This is a genomic window from Caulobacter sp. GW821-FHT10F06 (assembly GCF_058809215.1).
Genome location: NZ_JBXASK010000004.1, coordinates 349,205 through 366,312, shown reverse-complemented (window position 1 = coordinate 366,312; position 17,108 = coordinate 349,205). Strand labels below are relative to the sequence as shown.

Annotated in this window: 15 protein-coding genes; 5 read left to right on the top strand and 10 right to left on the bottom strand. The window is 68.8% G+C overall.

All coding sequences use genetic code 11. The features are described from left to right. Positions 1-233: 233 nt before the first annotated feature. Positions 234-575, bottom strand: coding sequence for a ferredoxin FdxA (fdxA, locus tag AC1RUS_RS11130; protein WP_492915975.1), 342 nt, complete (start codon positions 573-575; stop codon positions 234-236). 242 nt (positions 576-817) lie between these two features. Between fdxA and AC1RUS_RS11125 the strand changes: the two genes are divergently transcribed. Beyond that, a complete protein-coding gene (locus tag AC1RUS_RS11125; RefSeq protein ID WP_492915972.1) occupies positions 818-2,905 on the top strand; it encodes a putative bifunctional diguanylate cyclase/phosphodiesterase in 2,088 nt (695 codons plus the stop codon). A 129-nt stretch (positions 2,906-3,034) separates the two neighbouring features. On the opposite strand, the gene AC1RUS_RS11120 is transcribed toward AC1RUS_RS11125, so the two are convergent. Together AC1RUS_RS11120 and AC1RUS_RS11115 are read right to left on the bottom strand one after the other, a co-directional pair. Further along, on the bottom strand, positions 3,035-3,319 hold the full coding sequence (locus tag AC1RUS_RS11120) for an RNA-binding S4 domain-containing protein (RefSeq protein WP_492915970.1): 285 nt from the start codon (positions 3,317-3,319) through the stop codon (positions 3,035-3,037). After that, complete coding sequence (locus AC1RUS_RS11115; RefSeq protein WP_492915968.1) at positions 3,316-5,862, bottom strand: helicase-related protein; 2,547 nt, start codon at positions 5,860-5,862, stop codon at positions 3,316-3,318. Before AC1RUS_RS11115 ends, AC1RUS_RS11120 begins: the two co-directional genes overlap by 4 nt. A 131-nt stretch (positions 5,863-5,993) precedes the next feature. On the opposite strand from AC1RUS_RS11115, the gene AC1RUS_RS11110 reads away from it, so the two are divergent. Next, positions 5,994-6,518: a glycine cleavage system transcriptional repressor gene (locus AC1RUS_RS11110; protein WP_492915966.1), complete on the top strand. Its 525-nt coding sequence runs from the start codon at positions 5,994-5,996 to the stop codon at positions 6,516-6,518. A 150-nt stretch (positions 6,519-6,668) separates the two neighbouring features. Then, the gene (locus AC1RUS_RS11105) at positions 6,669-8,180 is read left to right on the top strand and encodes an MFS transporter (RefSeq protein WP_492915963.1); all 1,512 of its coding nucleotides are present in this window, start codon (positions 6,669-6,671) and stop codon (positions 8,178-8,180) included. On the opposite strand, the gene AC1RUS_RS11100 is transcribed toward AC1RUS_RS11105, so the two are convergent. Next, positions 8,177-9,811 (bottom strand): amidohydrolase, encoded by a 1,635-nt coding sequence (locus AC1RUS_RS11100; protein WP_492915961.1) that lies wholly within the window; start codon positions 9,809-9,811, stop codon positions 8,177-8,179. The two genes, AC1RUS_RS11105 and AC1RUS_RS11100, sit on opposite strands and share 4 nt — an antisense overlap. Before the next feature lie 79 nt (positions 9,812-9,890). Here AC1RUS_RS11100 and AC1RUS_RS11095 point away from each other — a divergent pair, with 79 nt between their 5' ends. Continuing rightward, positions 9,891-10,466, top strand: coding sequence for a methylated-DNA--[protein]-cysteine S-methyltransferase (locus AC1RUS_RS11095; protein WP_492915959.1), 576 nt, complete (start codon positions 9,891-9,893; stop codon positions 10,464-10,466). Positions 10,467-10,759: 293 nt separating this feature from the next. On the opposite strand, the gene AC1RUS_RS11090 is transcribed toward AC1RUS_RS11095, so the two are convergent. Continuing rightward, positions 10,760-11,191, bottom strand: a complete 432-nt coding sequence (locus tag AC1RUS_RS11090; protein WP_492915957.1) for a DUF3617 domain-containing protein — start codon at positions 11,189-11,191, stop codon at positions 10,760-10,762. Positions 11,192-11,407: 216 nt separating this feature from the next. Here AC1RUS_RS11090 and rpmB point away from each other — a divergent pair, with 216 nt between their 5' ends. Then, complete coding sequence (gene rpmB / locus AC1RUS_RS11085) at positions 11,408-11,707, top strand: 50S ribosomal protein L28 (protein ID WP_492915955.1); 300 nt, start codon at positions 11,408-11,410, stop codon at positions 11,705-11,707. A 79-nt stretch (positions 11,708-11,786) separates the two neighbouring features. Here rpmB and AC1RUS_RS11080 read toward each other — a convergent pair whose 3' ends face one another. The 5 genes from AC1RUS_RS11080 to cobT form a co-directional block, all read right to left on the bottom strand. Then, a complete protein-coding gene (locus tag AC1RUS_RS11080; RefSeq protein WP_492915953.1) occupies positions 11,787-12,782 on the bottom strand; it encodes a phosphotransferase in 996 nt (331 codons plus the stop codon). Between the two features lie 181 nt (positions 12,783-12,963). Further along, positions 12,964-13,248: a hypothetical protein gene (locus tag AC1RUS_RS11075; protein WP_492915951.1), complete on the bottom strand. Its 285-nt coding sequence runs from the start codon at positions 13,246-13,248 to the stop codon at positions 12,964-12,966. A gap of 233 nt (positions 13,249-13,481) precedes the next feature. Then, positions 13,482-13,775 carry a hypothetical protein gene (locus AC1RUS_RS11070; RefSeq protein WP_492915949.1) on the bottom strand — a complete coding sequence of 98 codons (294 nt, stop codon included), beginning with the start codon at positions 13,773-13,775 and terminating at the stop codon, positions 13,482-13,484. Between the two features lie 262 nt (positions 13,776-14,037). Next, positions 14,038-15,054, bottom strand: coding sequence for an esterase-like activity of phytase family protein (locus AC1RUS_RS11065; RefSeq protein ID WP_492916300.1), 1,017 nt, complete (start codon positions 15,052-15,054; stop codon positions 14,038-14,040). Positions 15,055-15,095: 41 nt separating this feature from the next. Further along, positions 15,096-17,024, bottom strand: a complete 1,929-nt coding sequence (cobT, locus tag AC1RUS_RS11060; RefSeq protein ID WP_492915947.1) for a cobaltochelatase subunit CobT — start codon at positions 17,022-17,024, stop codon at positions 15,096-15,098. Positions 17,025-17,108 lie beyond the last annotated feature (84 nt).

Below are 17,108 nucleotides of genomic sequence, written 5' to 3'. Positions count from 1 at the left end.
ATTGGCGACGGCTCATCGTCCGCGAAATCGGGGCGCGGGAGCCAAGCCAGACAAGAGATTGGAATTAACCTTTAAGACACCCTTCGCCTTCGATCGGGCGCGCCGGCTTCACGGCTCTTCGACAAAAAACGCACAGCTGCGATCGCCGCAACCGTGACGTTGGCTGCGACAATATCATAAAATTCAGCTTCATGAAAGGGTTGCGGCCGATTCCGGGGCCCAACCCGCGCGGATCAGGAGCCTTTGCCGGGCTTTTCGCTGAAATATTTCTCGAACTTGCCGGTCTCGCGCTCGAACGCCTCGCGGTCGGCGGGCGGCACGCCCTTGACCGTGATGTTCGGCCAGACCTTGGCGTATTCGGAATTGATCCGCAGCCACTTGCCGTCCGGTTCGTCCTCGGTGTCGGGCTTTATGGCGTCGATCGGGCACTCGGGCTCGCAGACGCCGCAATCGATGCACTCGTCCGGATTGATGGCCAGGAAGTTCTCGCCTTCATAGAAGCAGTCGACCGGGCACACCTCGACGCAGTCCATGAACTTACATTTGATGCAGGCGTCGGTGACGATGTAGGTCATCGAGAACTCGATTGGTGCTGACGGCGTTCGGCGCGGGCGTTTTCGAAGGCGCGGGCCCGCTTGTCAATGCGGCTTGACCGCCTGGGCGCGCAGGATTTCTGGTCGCGCCGTCAGAGATGCGTCGATCAGGGCGCCGGGGCGCGACGACAGGTCATCTTGTCGCTCATGATTTCTTATCCAAAATAACGTCATTCTTCGAGCGAGGAAACGCTTAAAGAAAACAAGGTCGAGAACCCGACATCATGATCAAGACGACCGTTGAGGCCAGACGGTCGGACGAGCCCGCGGTCGGGCCCGCCCGTTTGGCTGATGCGCGCGCCGCCGCGTTCTCCGAGTTCGTGCGTCAGCTGCCGTTCGCCGCGGCCTTGCTGGACCGCGATCTGCGCCTGCTCGCTGTGAGTCGCGATTGGATCGCCCATGGTCTGGCCCCGGACCTGAAGCCGGGCGTCGACGCGCGCCGCGCCCTGGTGGCGGCCGAGGACACTCTGTGCCTGATGAAGTGCGCCGAGGAGGGCGAGGCCTTCTCGCGCTATCTGCCGTCGCTCGACCACGACGGCGTCCAGCGCATCTGGCGCACCGAGTTCTCCGCCTGCCGCGACGAGGGCTCCGAGCCCTATGCGGTGATGGTCACCGCCCGCGACGTCACCGGCTACGCCGAGGCGACCCTGCGCGCCGAGCGCGACCAGCAGCGCCTGCGCATGGCGCTGGAGCTGGATGGCCTGCTGGTCCGCGAATACGACATGAAGACCCGCGAGCTGCTGTTCTCCGGCGCGACGCCCGAGCTGGAGAAATGGTGCCGCTTCAGCAGCGATCCGCTGGAGATCATCCATCTGGACGACCGCGACCGCATCGCGGCCCTGGTCGCCGGCCGCAAGCCGGGCGAGACGGGCGTCTATGAGTTCCGCCTCAACCGCGACGACGGGATCGAAACCTGGGTGCGGTCGGCCAGCAAGGTGCTGATCGGGCCCGACGGCCGTCCCGAGCGTCTGGTCAATCTGTTCAAGGACATCACCGACCGCCGCCGCCAGACGGAAGCCGTCGAGACCCTGGCCTTCAAGGACACCCTGACCGACCTGCCCAACCGGGCCTTCTTCCAGCATCGGTTCCAGGAGGCGGTCAGCGCCTCGGAGCTGCTGGGCGAGATGTTCGGCCTGATCATGATCGACGTCGATCACTTCAAGGACATCAACGACACCCTGGGCCACGACGCCGGCGACGCCCTGCTCAAGCGCGTGGCCGACATGCTGCGCCACGCCTTCCGCGCCGACGACACCGTGGCGCGACTGGGCGGCGACGAGTTCGCGGTGATCCTGCGCGGCCTGCACGGCGAGGCCGACATGCTGCGCCCGATCCGCACGCTGCAGGACCTTTTGCGCCGTCCGATCGAGCACGGCGGCCGCAGCTTCACCTGCAGCGCCAGCATCGGCGCAGCCCTGCACGGTGATCCCGATGCGGATCCCGCGCACATGATCAAGAACGCCGACATCGCCCTCTACCGCGCCAAGGACGCGGGCCGGAACCGCAGCGTGCTGTTCCAGCCGTCGATGCGCTCGGAGCTGGAGCAGCGAATCGAGCTGCTGCGCGACGTGCGGGCCGGCATCGAGGCCGGCGAGTTCGTGCTGCACTACCAGCCGGTGGTCGACGTCTGTTCCGGCGGCGGCGTGGTCGGCTTCGAGGCCCTGATGCGCTGGGCGCACCCCGAGCAGGGCGTGCTCGGGCCCGTACGGTTCATGCCGGCCTTCGAGGACCAGGATCTGTCGCTGAAGTTGGGCGATGTGGCCTTCGAGGCGGCACTGAAGCAGATGCGCGATTGGCTCGACACCGGGGTCGAGTTCGGCCGGGTGGCCGTCAACATCTCCGCCGCCCAGTTCCGCAGCGGCCGCCTGGCCGAAGAGGTGCAGGAGCGCCTGGCCCGCTGGAACGTGCCGTGCGATCGCCTGACCATCGAGGTCACCGAGAACGTCTATATGGGCTGGGGCTCGGACCTGGTCAGCGAGACCGTCAAGCGGCTGCACGACGCCGGGGTGATGATCGCGCTGGACGACTTCGGCACCGGCTACGCCAGCCTGGCCAACCTGCGCCAGTTCCCGATCGACCGCCTGAAGATCGACAAGTCCTTCGTCCAGAACGCCGAGGACGAGGCCATCGTGAAAGCGGTGATCACCCTGGGGTCATCGATGGGCATGAAGGTGGTGGCCGAGGGCGTCGAGGACGCCGAACAGCTGGAGAAGCTGATCGGGTACGGGTGCGACCAGGTGCAGGGGTATCACTTTGGCCGGCCGATGCCGGCGGCGGAGGTTCCGGGGTTCTTGGCGGGGTTTAAGAGCTGAGTTTTACTAGATGCTCCCCCTCTGGGGGAGCTGTCGCGGAGCGACTGAGGGGGTCTTCAACTGGATAGGCCGGAGAGGACCCCCTCCGGCCCTCCGGGCCACCTCCCCCAAAGGGGGAGAATCTACGGCCTATTCCACCGCCTCATACAGCTCCCGCGCCTCGCTCGCCGGCCCGCGCCGCTCCCCCGACCCCAGCACCCGCACCGCGATCACTCGCCCGCCTAGGCCGAACACCAGCACATCCCCCGCCTTCAGCGACCGCGACGGCTTGTCGACCCGGCTCTCGACCCCGCCGCGCGTCAGGCGGATCCGGCCTTCCTCGACGAACCGGCAGGCCAGCGACCGTGTCTTGAAGAACCGCGCGCGCCACAGCCAGACGTCGGCGCGGCAGGCGTCGTCGGCCCCCTCGCTCACGAGGCGGCTTTCTGGGTGGCGGGTTTGCGCCGACGCGGCTTCTTGCGACGTGGGGGCGGCTCGGTGAGCTTGGCCAAGGCGGCGAAGGGCGAGTCCGGACGGGCCTGAACAGGCTTCTGCTCCAGCTTGGCCGCGCCTCGCCGTTTCCAGATGATCGGCGCGTCAGACTTGGGCCGGATGGCGGGGGTATAGTCGAGCGCCCGCAGCACGGCCGAGCCCTGGGCCGCCGTCCAGTCCAGGCTGGTCAGAGCCGCGTCGCTGAGCACCACGCCGCCAGGCTTCTGTTCGGCGCGCAGCAGGTCGTCGAGCTTCTCCAGCGCCTCGACCGGGACCGTGAAGCCCGCCACCGCTCGCAGGCCGCTGGCGGCCAGGTCGCGCACCGACGGCGCGGGCTTGGGCAGGGGCGCCAGCTTGGCCAGGTCGCCGCGCCAGCCGCCGGGGCTCAGCGCACGGGCGCAGGCGATGGCCTCGGGCCGGATCACGGCGGGCAGGAACAGGCTGAACGCGCCGATGCGCACGCCCAGCGATTTCAGCGTGCGCCGCTCCGCCTGACTGAGAGCCTTCAGCTCCGGATCCAACGGCCGCTTGTCCAGCACCCCGCCGGCTTCCAGCAGACGGTGGGCCAAGCCGCGCGGCAGGCCCTTGAGTTCGCCGCCGGCCAGGGCGCGCTCCAGCTTGCGCAAGGGCGCCAGCTTGCGGTCGACCTCGGCGGCCAGGAAGGCGTCCAGCCGCCGCTCGGCCCGTTCACGCACGGCGGCGGGACCCAGATCGCCCAGCAGCCGGGCGCGGGGCGCTAGCAGCGGCAGTCCGGGCCGGACGACCCCGGCGATCTCGCCGCGCCACAGGATCGCGCTGTCGGGGCTCAGCGCGAAGGCGTCGTCGGCCTCGCCGGCCAAGGCGCCCAGGCGCTTGGCGATCTCGGGACCCACGGCGCGGACGGCGGCGTTGCGCAGGGCTTTTTCCTCCAGCGCGCTGGCGCCCTTTTCCGGGGTGAAGGTGACGCCGGCCAGATGGCCCACGACATGGCCCTCGACGGTCACGGCGCCGTCCTGGCCCACGCCGGCCAGCATGGTCTCGCGCTCGCCCAGCTGGCGCATCAGCACGCTGGTGCGCCGGTCGATGAACCGGGCCATCAGCTTTTCGTGCAGGGTGTCGCTGATCCGGTCTTCCAGCTGACGGGTCAGGCCCTGCCAGTGGGCGGGATTGGCCAGCCAGTCTGGGCGGTTGGCGATGTAGGACAAGGTCCGCACGCCCGACAAGCGGCCGGCCAGGCTGTCGATCTCGCCGTCCGTGCGGTCCAGCGCCTTGAACTGGCTGTTGATCCAGTCCTCCGGCAGCCGCTTCTTGCCCGTCGTCAGGTCGTCGAACAGCGTCTTGACCATGCGCTGGTGGTCGTCGTCGGTGGTCTTGCGGAAGTCCGGCGTCTGGCACACGTCCCACAGCCGGATCAGGGCCGAGCGGTCGGCCTTGCAGCGGGCGATGACGTCGTCGTGCTGGGACAGCTTGCGCAGGGTGCGCTCGTCCAGCACCTCGTTCGACAGGGTTAGGCCCGCGCGGCCGGGACCTTGGGCAAGCGACTTCAACAGCAGCGGCAGCGAGCCGAAATCCAGGCGGGCGTTGCGCCACTCGGCGGCGATGATCGGCTCGAACTGGTGGTTGACCACGCTCTCGACCAGATCCTCGTCCATCTCCTCGCAGTCGCCGGTCACGCCAAAGGTGCCGTCGCGGGTGTAGCGCCCAGCGCGGCCGGCGATCTGGCCCACCTCCTGGGCGTGTAGCCAGCGGGTGCGCACGCCGTCGAACTTGCGCAGGCCCGCGAAGGCCACGTGGTCGACGTCCATGTTCAGGCCCATGCCGATGGCGTCGGTGGCCACCAGGAAGTCGACCTCGCCGGACTGATAGAGGGCCACCTGGGCGTTGCGGGTCCGGGGGCTGAGCGAGCCCATGACCACGGCCGCGCCACCCCTTTGTCTCCGGATCAGCTCGGCGATGCCGTAGACGGCGTCGGTGGAGAAGGCCACGACGGCGCTGCGCCGGGGCAGGCGGGTCAGCTTCTTGGAGCCGGCATAGGACAGGTTGGAGAACCGCTCGCGCGACACGATCTCGGCGTCGGGCAGCAGGCGGCGCACCAGCGGGGCCATGGTCCCGGCCCCCAGCAGCATGGTCTCGAACTTGCCCCGGGCGTGCAGCAGTCGGTGGGTGAAGATGTGGCCGCGCTCGGGATCGGCGCACAGCTGGATCTCGTCGATGGCCAGGAAGTCGACCTCGCGGCCCAGCGGCATGGCCTCGACCGTGCAGACGAAATAGCTGGCGCGCGGCGGGGTGATCTTCTCCTCGCCGGTGATCAGTGCGACGCTGGCCTTGCCGCGCAGCTTGACGATGCGGTCGTAGATCTCGCGGGCCAGCAAGCGCAGCGGCAGGCCGATCATGCCCGAGGCGTGGCCCAGCATCCGCTCGACGGCCAGGTGGGTCTTGCCGGTGTTGGTCGGGCCCAGGACCGCGGTGAGCTTGGAAGGCGCCAGGCCGGCTGAACGGTCGCTCATGGTTTCAACGTGGTGCGGGAATCGGTGGGAGGCAAGACAGGTAACGCGCGGAAGGTCTCTCCAGGCCACCGTTGACTGCGCCCGACGGCCGTGGCCCCCTCCCACGCCTCCGTCGATCTTGAGACCCGACCATGACCACCTTGATCCTGAGCGTCATCGGCAGCGACCGCCCCGGCCTGACCCAGGCCCTGGCCCGCGCGGTGCTGTCGGCCGGCGGCAACTGGCTGGAGAGCCATCTCAGCCGGCTGGGCGGGCTCTATGTCGGCTCGGTGCTGGTCGAGCTGGAAGCCGACGGCGTCGAACGGCTGCGCGCCGCTGTCCAGGAAGTCGACGCGCAAGGCCTGGAGGTGCGCATCGCGCCGGCCATCGAAGTCGCCGGCGTCGCGGGCGACGCGGTCGACTTCAGCCTGGTCGGCCAGGACCGTCCCGGCATCGTGCACCAGGTGACCAAAGCGCTGAGCGACCTGGACGCCAATATCGAGACCTTCGAGAGCCGTCTCAGCGTCGAGCCGCACTCCGGCGCGCCGCTGTTCCACATGGAGGCCCGCCTGCGCCTGCCGCCCGCCCTGAAGGCGGCCGCGGTCCAGGCGGCGCTGGAGGCCATCTCGGGCGAGATCATGGTCGACATCGCCCTGACTCCGGCCGAGGCCGGATAGGCGGACGACGGAAATCCGCCTAGCCCCCTATCGAGAGGGCGAGGCGGAGCCTATGTGACGCTGGGGAAACGCCGTCGCTTGTCGAGTAAAGCCTGTGCCTGAACACCCGTCTGCCGTTCTCCCGTCACCCCGATCCGGCCGCGCGCTAGGATGGTGAGGCTGAGACGGCGCGGTCTGGCGTCGATCAATTCCGAGATCCGCGACGGCATCGTACCGGCCGCCGACGGCGTGACCGTCGCGCCCGGCCCGCCCGGAGAGGACCATCACCCCAAGACGCGGTCCTATCGCGTGGTGGCCCTGATCATCGCCTGCGCTCTGTTCATGGAGCAGATGGACGCCACCGTACTGGCCACCGCCCTGCCGACCATGGCGCGCGACTTCGGCGTGCCGGCCCCGAGCCTGAGCTCGGCCCTGACCTCCTATCTGCTGGCGCTGGCGATCTTCATTCCGGCTAGCGGTCGCCTCGCCGACCGCTTCGGCTCCAAGACCGTCTTCCGCCTGGCCATCCTGATCTTCATGGCCGGCTCCATCCTGTGCAGTGTGGCGGGCAGCCTGCCGTTCCTGATGGCCGCCCGCTTCCTGCAGGGCATGGGCGGGGCGATGATGATCCCGATCGGGCGGCTGGTGCTGCTGCGGTCGGTGTCGCGGCAGGACATGGTCTCGGCGACCTCCTGGCTGATCATGCCCGCCCTGATCGGCCCGATCCTGGGTCCGCCGATCGGCGGCTTCATCGTCACCTATCTGGACTGGCGCTGGATCTTCTACCTGAACATACCGATCGGCCTCTTGGGCGTGGCCCTGGTCAGCCTGTTCATCGACGAGGTGCGCGGCGAAAAGCCCGCCCGCGCCGATCTGGTCGGCTTCCTGCTGTCGGGCGTGTCGCTGGGCTGCCTGCTGTTCGGCTTCGAGATGACCAGCCGGACGGGCGAGCTGCCCCAGGCCCTGGCCCTGATCGTCGTCGGCCTGGTCGCCGGCGCGCTCTATGTCCGCCACGCCCGCCGGCGCGAGGCGCCAATCCTCGATCTCTCGCTGATGCGCGTGACGTCGTTCCGGCTGTCGGTGATCGGCGGTTCGCTGACCCGCATCACCCAGGGCGCCCAGCCGTTCCTGCTGCCGCTGATGCTGCAGCTGGGCTTTGGCATGACCGCCGCCGCCAGCGGCACGATCACCATCGCCGGGGCCATCGGCTCGCTGGCCATGAAGGGCCTGGCGCCGCGCATCCTCAAGCGCTTCGGCTTCCGCGCCAGCATGATCGTCGCGGGCTTGGCCGCCAGCGCCGGCTATGCGGTGTGCGGCTTCTTTCGGCCCGGCTGGCCGACGCCGCTGATCTTCTTGACCCTGATGACGAGCGGCTTCTTCATGTCGTTCCAGTTCACCGCCTACAACACCATCGCCTACGACGAAATCCCGCCCGAGCGGATGAGCGCGGCCACCAGCTTCTACGCCACCTTCCAGCAGCTGATGCTGTCGATGGGCATCTGCGTCGGGGCCGGCGCGCTGCATGTCGGCATGCTGGCCGGCGGCCATGCCTCGCCCAAGCTTTCGGACTTTAGCCTGGCCTTCCTGATCGTCACGGCGATCTCGGCCTCGGCGACGAGCTGGAACCGCCGCTTCGACCAAGACGCCGGCGCCGAGCTCAGCGGCAAGGGCCGCGCGGGCTAGGGGCGCTCGAACACCACCACGCCGTCCACCACCGTCAGCACCGTCTGCGCCGTCAGGATCTCGGCCGGAGCCACCGTCATCAGGTCCTTGCTGAACACGGTGACGTCGGCCCTCTTGCCGGCCTCCAGCGTGCCGCGCCGGGTCTCGGCGAAGGCGGCGTAGGCCGGAGCCGAGGTCAGCATCTTCAGGGCTTGCTGGCGGCTGACGGCCTCTTCCAGGTGCCAGTCTGCGTTGGCGAAGCCGTCCAGGCTGTGGCGATAGACGGCGGCGTAGAACTCGATGCGCGGATCGCCGACCTCGACCGGAGCATCGGAACCCGCCGCGACGACCGCGCCGCTGTCCAGCATGTCCTTCCAGCGATAGCCCTCGTGCAGCCGCGCCTGGCCCAGGCGGGCGGGGGCGAAATAGAGGTCGCCGATCGCGTGGCTGGGCTGCATCGAGGCGATGACGCCGAGCTTGTTGAAGCGCGGCAGGTCGGCGTCGGAGACGATCTGGGCGTGCTCGATGCGCCAGCGGGCGGTGGTGTCGCCGGCGAGCGTCTCCCCGAACCAGTCCAGAACCATGCGGTTGCCGCGATCGCCGATGGCGTGCATCGCCACCTGGGCCTTCACCGCCTTGGCCTGCTTCATCAGCGCCAGGCCCTTGTCGCGCTCGGTCAGCTGCAGGCCCAGGCCCTCGGCGTCGCTATAGGGCTCCAGCAGCGCCGCACCACGCGAGCCCAGGGCTCCGTCCATATAGAGCTTGATCCCACGCGTGCGGATCAGGCCGGTGGCGTCCTCGAACGGACCCTTGGCCAGCACCTCGGCCGCGCCGCTGGGGTCCATGTAGTTGTCGACGCGCAGGCTGAACTTCTTCTCGGCCGCCAGGGCGGTCAGCAGCTTCAGGTCGCCTGCGTCGACGCTCATGTTTCCCAGGCCCGTCCAGCCGCGCGAGGCATAGAGCTGGCCGGCCTTTTCCAGGGCCTGGCGCTTGATGGCGTCGGAGGGCGGCGGGATGACGTCCTTCACCAGGGCCTGGGCATGGTCGATCAGCATGCCGTCGGGCTGGCCGTCGGCGCCTTTCAGGATCTGGCCGCCGGTCGGGGCGAGTGTGGCGGCGGTGACGCCCGCCTTGGCCAGGGCGGCGCTGGAGGCGACCGAGGCGTGGCCGTCCGAGCGGCCCAGCACGATGATCCGGCCCGGCGCGGCGGCGTCGAGGTCGGCCTTGTTGGGAAAGCGCTTCTCGGGCCAGTGGGTCTCGATCCAGCCCCGGCCATAGATCGCGCCCTCGGGGTGTGCGGCGGCATAGGCCTTCACCGTGGCGACCAGTTCGGCGACCGAGGCGGTCTTGTCCAGATTCAGGGTCAGCTCGCGCAGGCCGATGCCGGTCAGGTGCGCGTGGGCGTCGACGAAGCCCGGGAAGGCGGTCGCGCCCTTCAGGTCGATGTCACGGGCGTCCTTGGCGGCCTTGGCCTTCGCGCCGGCCAGGTCGCCGACGAACAGGATGGTCTGGTCGCGGATCAGCACGGCCTGCGCCTGCGGGGCCTTGTCGACCCCGGTGTGGATCGGCCCGCCGTAGATCAGGATGTCGCCGGCGTGCGCCGAGGAGAGACTGGTCGCGGCCAGCAAGGCGGCGATGGCGATGTGGCGCATGGTGGTGATCCCCGACAGCAAGAAACGGAAATCGTAGGGCGCCGCTCGAAAGCCGCAACCGCGATGCTATAAATGAGCCATGCAGGGACGGTCTTTCGCACTCTTCGACACCGTGATCGGCCGTTGCGGCGTCGCCTGGGGCGATGTCGGCCTGATCGGCATGCAATTGCCCGAGGCCGGACCCGGCGCCGCCTGGGCCAGGCTGCGCAAGCGCTTTCCCGACGCCGTCGAGGCGCCGCCGACGCCCGAGATCGAACGGCTGATCGAGCGGGTGCGCGACCTGCTGGCCGGCGGCCGCGACGACCTGACCGACATCGCGCTGGATCTGGGCGAGGTCCAGGACTTCAATCGCCGGGTCTACGCCATCGCCCGCGCCATCGGTCCGGGCGAGACCTCGACCTATGGAGAGGTGGCCAGGGCGCTGGGCGATCCCGGCGCCGCGCGGGCCGTCGGCAAGGCCCTGGGCGAGAACCCCTGGCCGATCGTGGTGCCGTGCCATCGGGTGCTGGCGGCGTCCGGGGGCATGGGCGGCTTCTCGGCTCCGGGCGGGACCAACACCAAGGCCCAGCTGCTGACGATCGAGCGGGCGCGAACCAGCGAGGTCCCGACCCTGTTCGACTTGGAATTCTCGGTGGCCCCGCCGCGGGGGTTTTAAAAGCTGATTGGTTGTCATCCCGGGCGAAGCGCAGCGCAGACCCGGGACCGAAACAAGCTCGGAGCTTCCGGCGGTCCCGGCTCGGCGCGCTTCGCGCTCGGCCGGGATGACACATGCATGGAGAAGACGGGAACACCCCCGTTAACGCCGCGCGCGAGACTCGCGAACAGGGGCGAAACGAATCAGGACCGAATCGGCGACGTTCGCGAATTCGGCCTTTGTTCCCTACAAGCTATTGTATCTTAATTCGGATTAACCACAAACGGTTCCGCGATGGCCGGCCAAGCTTGGCGTCACTTGGCGTCGGCCGGGCACGTGGCGCTGACCCGCTTGGCGTCCATCACCCCGGCCAGGGGCAGGCCGTTGACGGTCTTCAGCTTGATGTCCATCCGGAAGCTCTCGGGGGTATAGCCGCCCGTCGCGGTCACCGGAGCGACGCGGCCCTTCTTGTCGGTCCAGGTGCCCTTCAGGCTGATCTTGCCGTCCTTCACCACGCGGGTCTCGTAGTCGCAGGTGTATTTGCGCGTGCAGATGCCCTTGGCGAACTGCTCGACGTCGGCCTGTTTGAGGCAGCGCGACTCGTCGCCGGCCGGGATCGGGCCGATCCGATAGCTGTATTCCCAATGGCCGGGGAGAATCGTCGTCGCGGCCGGGGCGGCGGCGAGGCTCGCGCTGGCGGCCAAGGCGGCGCCGGCGGCGGTCAGGGCGAGGGCGATCAGACGCATGCGTGTGGGTTCCTTCATGGACATCCCTATATAAAGCGCCAGATGAACTGCGGTTGAAGGCGGTCTTGAGGCGCCAGTCACCTGGCGCGGGGCTTCCAGCCTTGACTCGGCAAGCCCCCTTCGCCTATATCGCCCGCTCTCGCGCGGCGGCTCGCCCTTCGCGCCCCGAAATTCATGCCGCGGAGCCTTCGGGTTTCGCCCAGCCAAGGTAGTCCCATGTCGCGCCGCTGCGAACTCACCGGTATCGGTCCGATGGTTGGCCACAATGTGAGCCACTCGAACATCAAGACCAAGCGCCGCTTCCTGCCGGCCCTGTCGCCGGCCACGCTGGCCTCGGACTCGCTGGGTCAGACCTTCAAGCTGCGTATCAGCAACGCCGCCCTGCGCACCCTGGACTTCAAGGGCGGCCTGGACGTGTTCCTGCTGGGCGCCAAGGACGAGCAGCTGTCGCCGCGCGCCCTGAAGATCAAGGCCCAGGTCAAGGCGAAGGCCAAGGCCGCCGCGATCGCCGCCTAAGCGTCGATCACGATCGAATACCGAAAAGCCCGCGAAGAGCGATCTTCGCGGGCTTTTCTGCGTCTGAAGTCCTGCGCTGCTACCGCGCCAGCCGGGTGGCCTCGGCGAAGCAGGGACTGGCGACGCCGGCGAGGGCTTCGGCCAGGTGCGCCAGGCCGTAGGCGACGCGGCCGTTCCAGGTGTTCAGCACGGGCTCGCCCAAGCCCAGGGCGGCGTGGAGTTGGGCCAGCGAGCGCGTGTCGGCCGGCGGATCGGCCAGCCGGGCGTGGGGGCGCTCGGCGGCGCAGAGGTTCAGGAACGCCATGGCGTGGAAGAGGTGGCTGATCTGGCGGGCCAGATAGAGCCGCGCTTGCTGATCCTCGCGCGCTGGGACCGAGAAATAGGCCGCCAGCAGCGCCGCCTCATCGGCCGGCTCGCGGCCATAGACATTGGCCAGGGCGGCCAGGTCGACATAGCGGTCGGCCAGGAAGGCCGCGTCCCAGTCGACCAGCCACGGCCTCTCGCCGTCATGGACGATATTGCCTGGATTGAGGTCGTTGTGGCTGGACACCAGGTCCGGCGTCAGCGGCCTGTAGGCGGCCGACAGCGCCGCCTGCACGGCGCGGGCCTGGGCGATGGTCCTGGGCGAGGGCAGGCCGGAGGTCACGGCCTGGTCCGTCAACCGCTCCAGGCCGTCCAGATAGTCGACCAGGGGCGGGAAGGCGGGCGTGTCGTGCAGGGCCCGGACCATCCGGCCCAGCTGGGCGATCAGCTCGGCGCGCGATCCGGACGGCGGCCGGGCGGCGACGAAGTCGGTAATGACCACCCCGGCCTCGTCGTCGGCGTGCAGCACGCGGGGCGCGACGCCGGCCTGGGCGGCGATCCGCATGCAGGCGTGGCTGCGAACGGGATCGCGCAGACCGTCGCTCGGGCCGTCCAGGCGCAGCAGATAGACGCCGCCGCCGACCTCGATGCGATGGACACGGGCGCCCGACAGGCCGCCGCTCACCGGCGATATGGCGTCCAGGGTCGAGGTTCCGAAGACGGCGAGGAGGCCGCGCTTGGTCGCGGGGCGCTTTTCGTCGGGCAGGGTCATGGCTTGGCTCCTAAGGGAGCGCCATATTTACCCGGGCGAAATAAGAGTCAATATTATCCGGGTATATTTATCGTGTCAGCCTCGAGCGAGGCCGGGGTCCGGACAAGCAAAACCCGGCGCGACTGAGCCGCGCCGGGTTTGGATACGCTTACTGGTACGCTTACTGAAAGACGCGGTCGGCTTAGCGGGCCGAGACGGTCGAGCCGTTGGCGGCGGTCAGCGACGGGTTGCTGATCTTGGCCAGGGCGTCGTTGACCGAAGCGCGGACGCAAGCCGGATACAGGTAGCCGGCCATGGCTTCGCCACGGACGTCGGCCCAGCAGACGCTGCTGGCGGCTTTGACGATGTCGGCGCGGACTTGTTCGCTGGACTTGCCGGCGACCTTGACACGCAGTTCGGCGGCGGAAACGGGGGCGGCGACGGTGACGGCCAGGGCCGAAACGGCCAGAGCGATGGTGCGGATCATGTTCGTAGTCCACGAAAGGGGGTTGGGTTCAACCTCCTCCCGACGCGTTCCTCTGACGGTCCGTCCCGGTCTCGCCTGTTTGGCCGTCGAGGAGAATCCTTAGCGCGGCCTTTTTGACTGATCAATGATTATGTTGCGATGCACACTGATTTTTTTGACAGGCGCCCCAAAACGAAACCACCCGCGAGGCAGGGCGCCTCGCGGGTGGTCGTACGCAACTGGGAACGCTGGATTTAGCGGCTGATCTTCAGCAGGTAGGTCTGGCGCGCGTTGGCTTTGTCATAGGCGATCAGCTCGCGGCTGCCGACCTTGTAGATGGCGGCCTGGGTCACTTCGCGGACGCAGTAGGGCATCAGGTCCGCATTGGGAACATCCTCGCGGCACACCGTCTTGGCGGCGTCGACGAGGTCGGCGTGGATCTGGGGGACCGACTTGCCGGCGACGCGAACGGTCAGTTCGGTGGCGCTGGCGGCGGTAGCGGAAACGGCCATGAGAGCGGTGATGGCCAGAGCGATAAGACGGATCATTTTCGTAGTCCCGGAAAGGGGGTTGGGGTCAACCTCCTCCCGACGCGTTCCTCTGACGGCGCTTGGATCTCGCCTCGTCAACCGTCGTCTGCACTATGTCGTGACACCGGTGTCATTGCAAGTGCGATATTGCGCCGCAGCAGAAAAATGTTACCGGTACCTTTGTCGGGAGCGGCAAACCCTTGTAGGGCAAGGGATCGGCGATGGCCGTCCCTAGAAGCTGACGATCAGGCCGAGCCTGACAAGGCCAGCCTCGAGTCGCCTAGCGCCGGCGCACGGGCTTCCGGATCGGCGGAGCGGGCGGCGGCGGGGGCGGTGGGACCCAGTCGAAGGCCAGCAGCAGGGTGCGCTGGTTGCCGATCGCCATGTCGTCCGACAGCAGGTAGATGCGCGTCGCGCCCGACGGCGCGCTGCTCAGCGCCAGGCCCTCGAAATTGTCGCGCGTGGTCGAGCCTTCGAGATGCAGGCTGGCGGTCTGGATCTGGCGGTTGGCCGGCGCGGTCGGGTCGGCCACGAAGCGCAGGATGGCGCGCCAGCCGCGGATCGGGTCGTAGCCGCGATGCAGGGTGGCCACGGCCTTGCCGTTGAACGCCGCCATGGCCGTCAGGCCCCAGGTGAAGTCCGGTCCCTGCTGCGGCGCGATCGACTGGCAGGCGGCCGACAGGCGGCACAGCCACACCTCGCCCTCCTCGCCGCCCACCAGATAGGCATCGGGACCGGCGACCGGATAGGCGGCAATGGCCTCCATGCCCTCGTTGTCGGGGAAGACGGTCGAGGGCTTGGCCACGGCGCGCGGCGTTCCCCAGGTTCCGGGGCCAGTCGACGGATAGAGCCAGACGCGGTGATTGCGCTCGAAGCTGACCAGGCGGTCGCCGTTGGGGAGCATGGCCAGGCCCTCGGCGTCCGACTGCTCCTTGCTCTGCAGGGGCTGGCCGTCGAGGCCGCGCAGGGGCTCCAGCTTGCCGCCGGTTAGACCGACCAGACGTCCCGTGTCGTCGAGCTGCAGATGAGCCTGGAAGAAGTCGCCGTCGTCGGTGATCGCCGCCAGCGAGCCGTCTGGCGCGATGGCCAGGTCCGACAGGCCATGCAGGCGGCTGGTCTCGTTGCTGGTGATGACCAGGCCGCCGGCATAGGTGAAGCCGCCGTCCAGCGTGGTCTTGGCCGGGTTGGAGGTGTCCAGAGGCACGGGCGCGGTCTGCAGGGCGATCTCGGGACCGGCCTTGACCGGAACGATCGGCAGGGGCGGCGGCGCGGGCTTGCGGCCGCAGTGGCCCAGCATGCCGGCGGCCAGGGCCAGGACCAGACCCAGCCTCAGAGTGCTCACGCGGGGACCTTGCTGGCGGCCTTCGGGGCCTGGGGTTGCACGGTCGGCAGCGGGGCCAGCAGGCCGCGCGCCTTCTTCACCGCCCGGGGTTCCTCGTCGAACAGCGAGGCCAGCTGCTCGACCAGCACGCCGCCCAACTGCTCGACGTCGACGATGGTGACGGCGCGGCGGTAGTAGCGCGTGACGTCGTGGCCGATGCCGATGGCGATCAGCTCAACGGGGCTATTGCCCTCGATCTCGGCGATGACCTGGCGCAAATGGCGCTCCAGATAGTGACCCGAATTGACGCTCAGGGTGCTGTCGTCCACCGGCGCGCCGTCGGAGATCACCATCAGAATGCGGCGAGCTTCGGGCCGGCCGATCAGGCGCTGGTGGGCCCACATCAGGGCCTCGCCGTCGATGTTTTCCTTCAAGAGGCCTTCGCGCATCATCAGGCCCAGGTTCTTGCGGGCCCGGCGCCACGGGGAATCGGCGGCCTTGTAGATGATGTGGCGCAGGTCGTTCAGGCGGCCCGGAGCCGGCGGCTTGCCCGACTTGACCCACTCGTCGCGCGACGTGCCGCCCTTCCAGGCGCGGGTGGTGAAGCCCAGCACCTCGGTCTTGACGCCGCAGCGTTCCAGGGTGCGGGCTAGGATGTCGGCGCAGACGGCGGCCACCATGATCGGCCGGCCTCGCATCGAGCCGGAATTGTCGATCAGCAGCGTGACGACGGTGTCGCGGAACTCCTGGTCCTCTTCCTGCTTGAACGACAGCGGCGCGGTGGGATCGATGATCACCCGGGTCAGGCGGGCGACGTCCAGCATCCCTTCCTCGAGGTCGAAGGTCCAGGCGCGGTTCTGCTGGGCCAGCAGGCGGCGCTGCAGCTTGTTGGCCAGGCGAGAGACGACGCTGGAAAGCGCGGACAGCTGCTGGTCGAGATAGGCCCGCAGCCGGGTCAGCTCCTCGGCGTCGCAGAGGTCATCGGCCGGCACCACCTCGTCATGGGCGCTGGTGAAGATCTTGTAGGCCGGCTCGCCGGGCTGGGCGGGACTCGTGTCGGGACGGGCCGGCTTGGCGCCGTCGCCCATTTCCGGGGTCTCGTCGCTTTCCTCGGCCTCGCCTTCCTGGTCGGACTGCACCGTCTCCTCGTCGCCCGCCTCGGTCTCGCGGTCGGAGGATTCGGTCTCCTGCGGCGAGGAGCCCTCGGGCTGTTCGCCCTCGCCTTCGCCGTCGTCCTCGTCCGAGTTCTCGTTCTGCTGGTCCTGCTCGCCGTCGTCCTCGTCGGAGCTTTCGGTGGCCTCGGACATCTCCTCGCCGAGGTCGAGATCCCGCAGGATCTCGCGGGTCACCCGGGCGAAGGCGGCCTGGTCGTCGATGGCGGCGGCCAGACGGTCCAGGTCCTTGCCGGCCTTCATCTCGATGTCGGCGCGCAGGATATCGACCAGGGCCTTGGCGCCGTCGGGCGGCGCGTCGCCGGTCAGGCGCTCGCGCACCATCAGTCCCAGGATCTCGGCCATCGGAGCCGACTGCATGTCGGTGGCGACGGCGCGGGTCAGGCCTTGCTTTTCCAGGCGCGCCTCCAGGGCGGCGGTCAGGTTGCCGCGCACCCCGCCCAGGGCGTTGGCGCCGATGGCTTCCAGCCGCGCCTGCTCGATCGACTCGAACGCGGCCTGGCCGTCCGGCGAGGACGGACGGGCGCGGGCGTGGGCCACGCTGTCGTGGTGAGCCAGGCGCAGGGCCATCTGGTCGGCCAGGCCTCGGATGCGCGCGGCCTCCTTGCTGTTGAGGTCGCGCGGCGGGTGCGGCAGCACCGCCCGCTTGCCCAGCAGCATGGGACCGTCGCCCGAGAACACGACCTCGAGGTCCGGGGTCTCGGCGAGTGAGCGCGCGGCGTGCGCCAGCGCGCGCTTGAAGGGTTCGGTCGGGCTTTCGGGCTTGGAGGCCATGCCTACGGGTTACCGGCGGAAGACGGCGAAGACAAGGAACGCCGCGCGTTCTGGAGGGTTGAAATGTCAGAAGCGCTGCTGGCT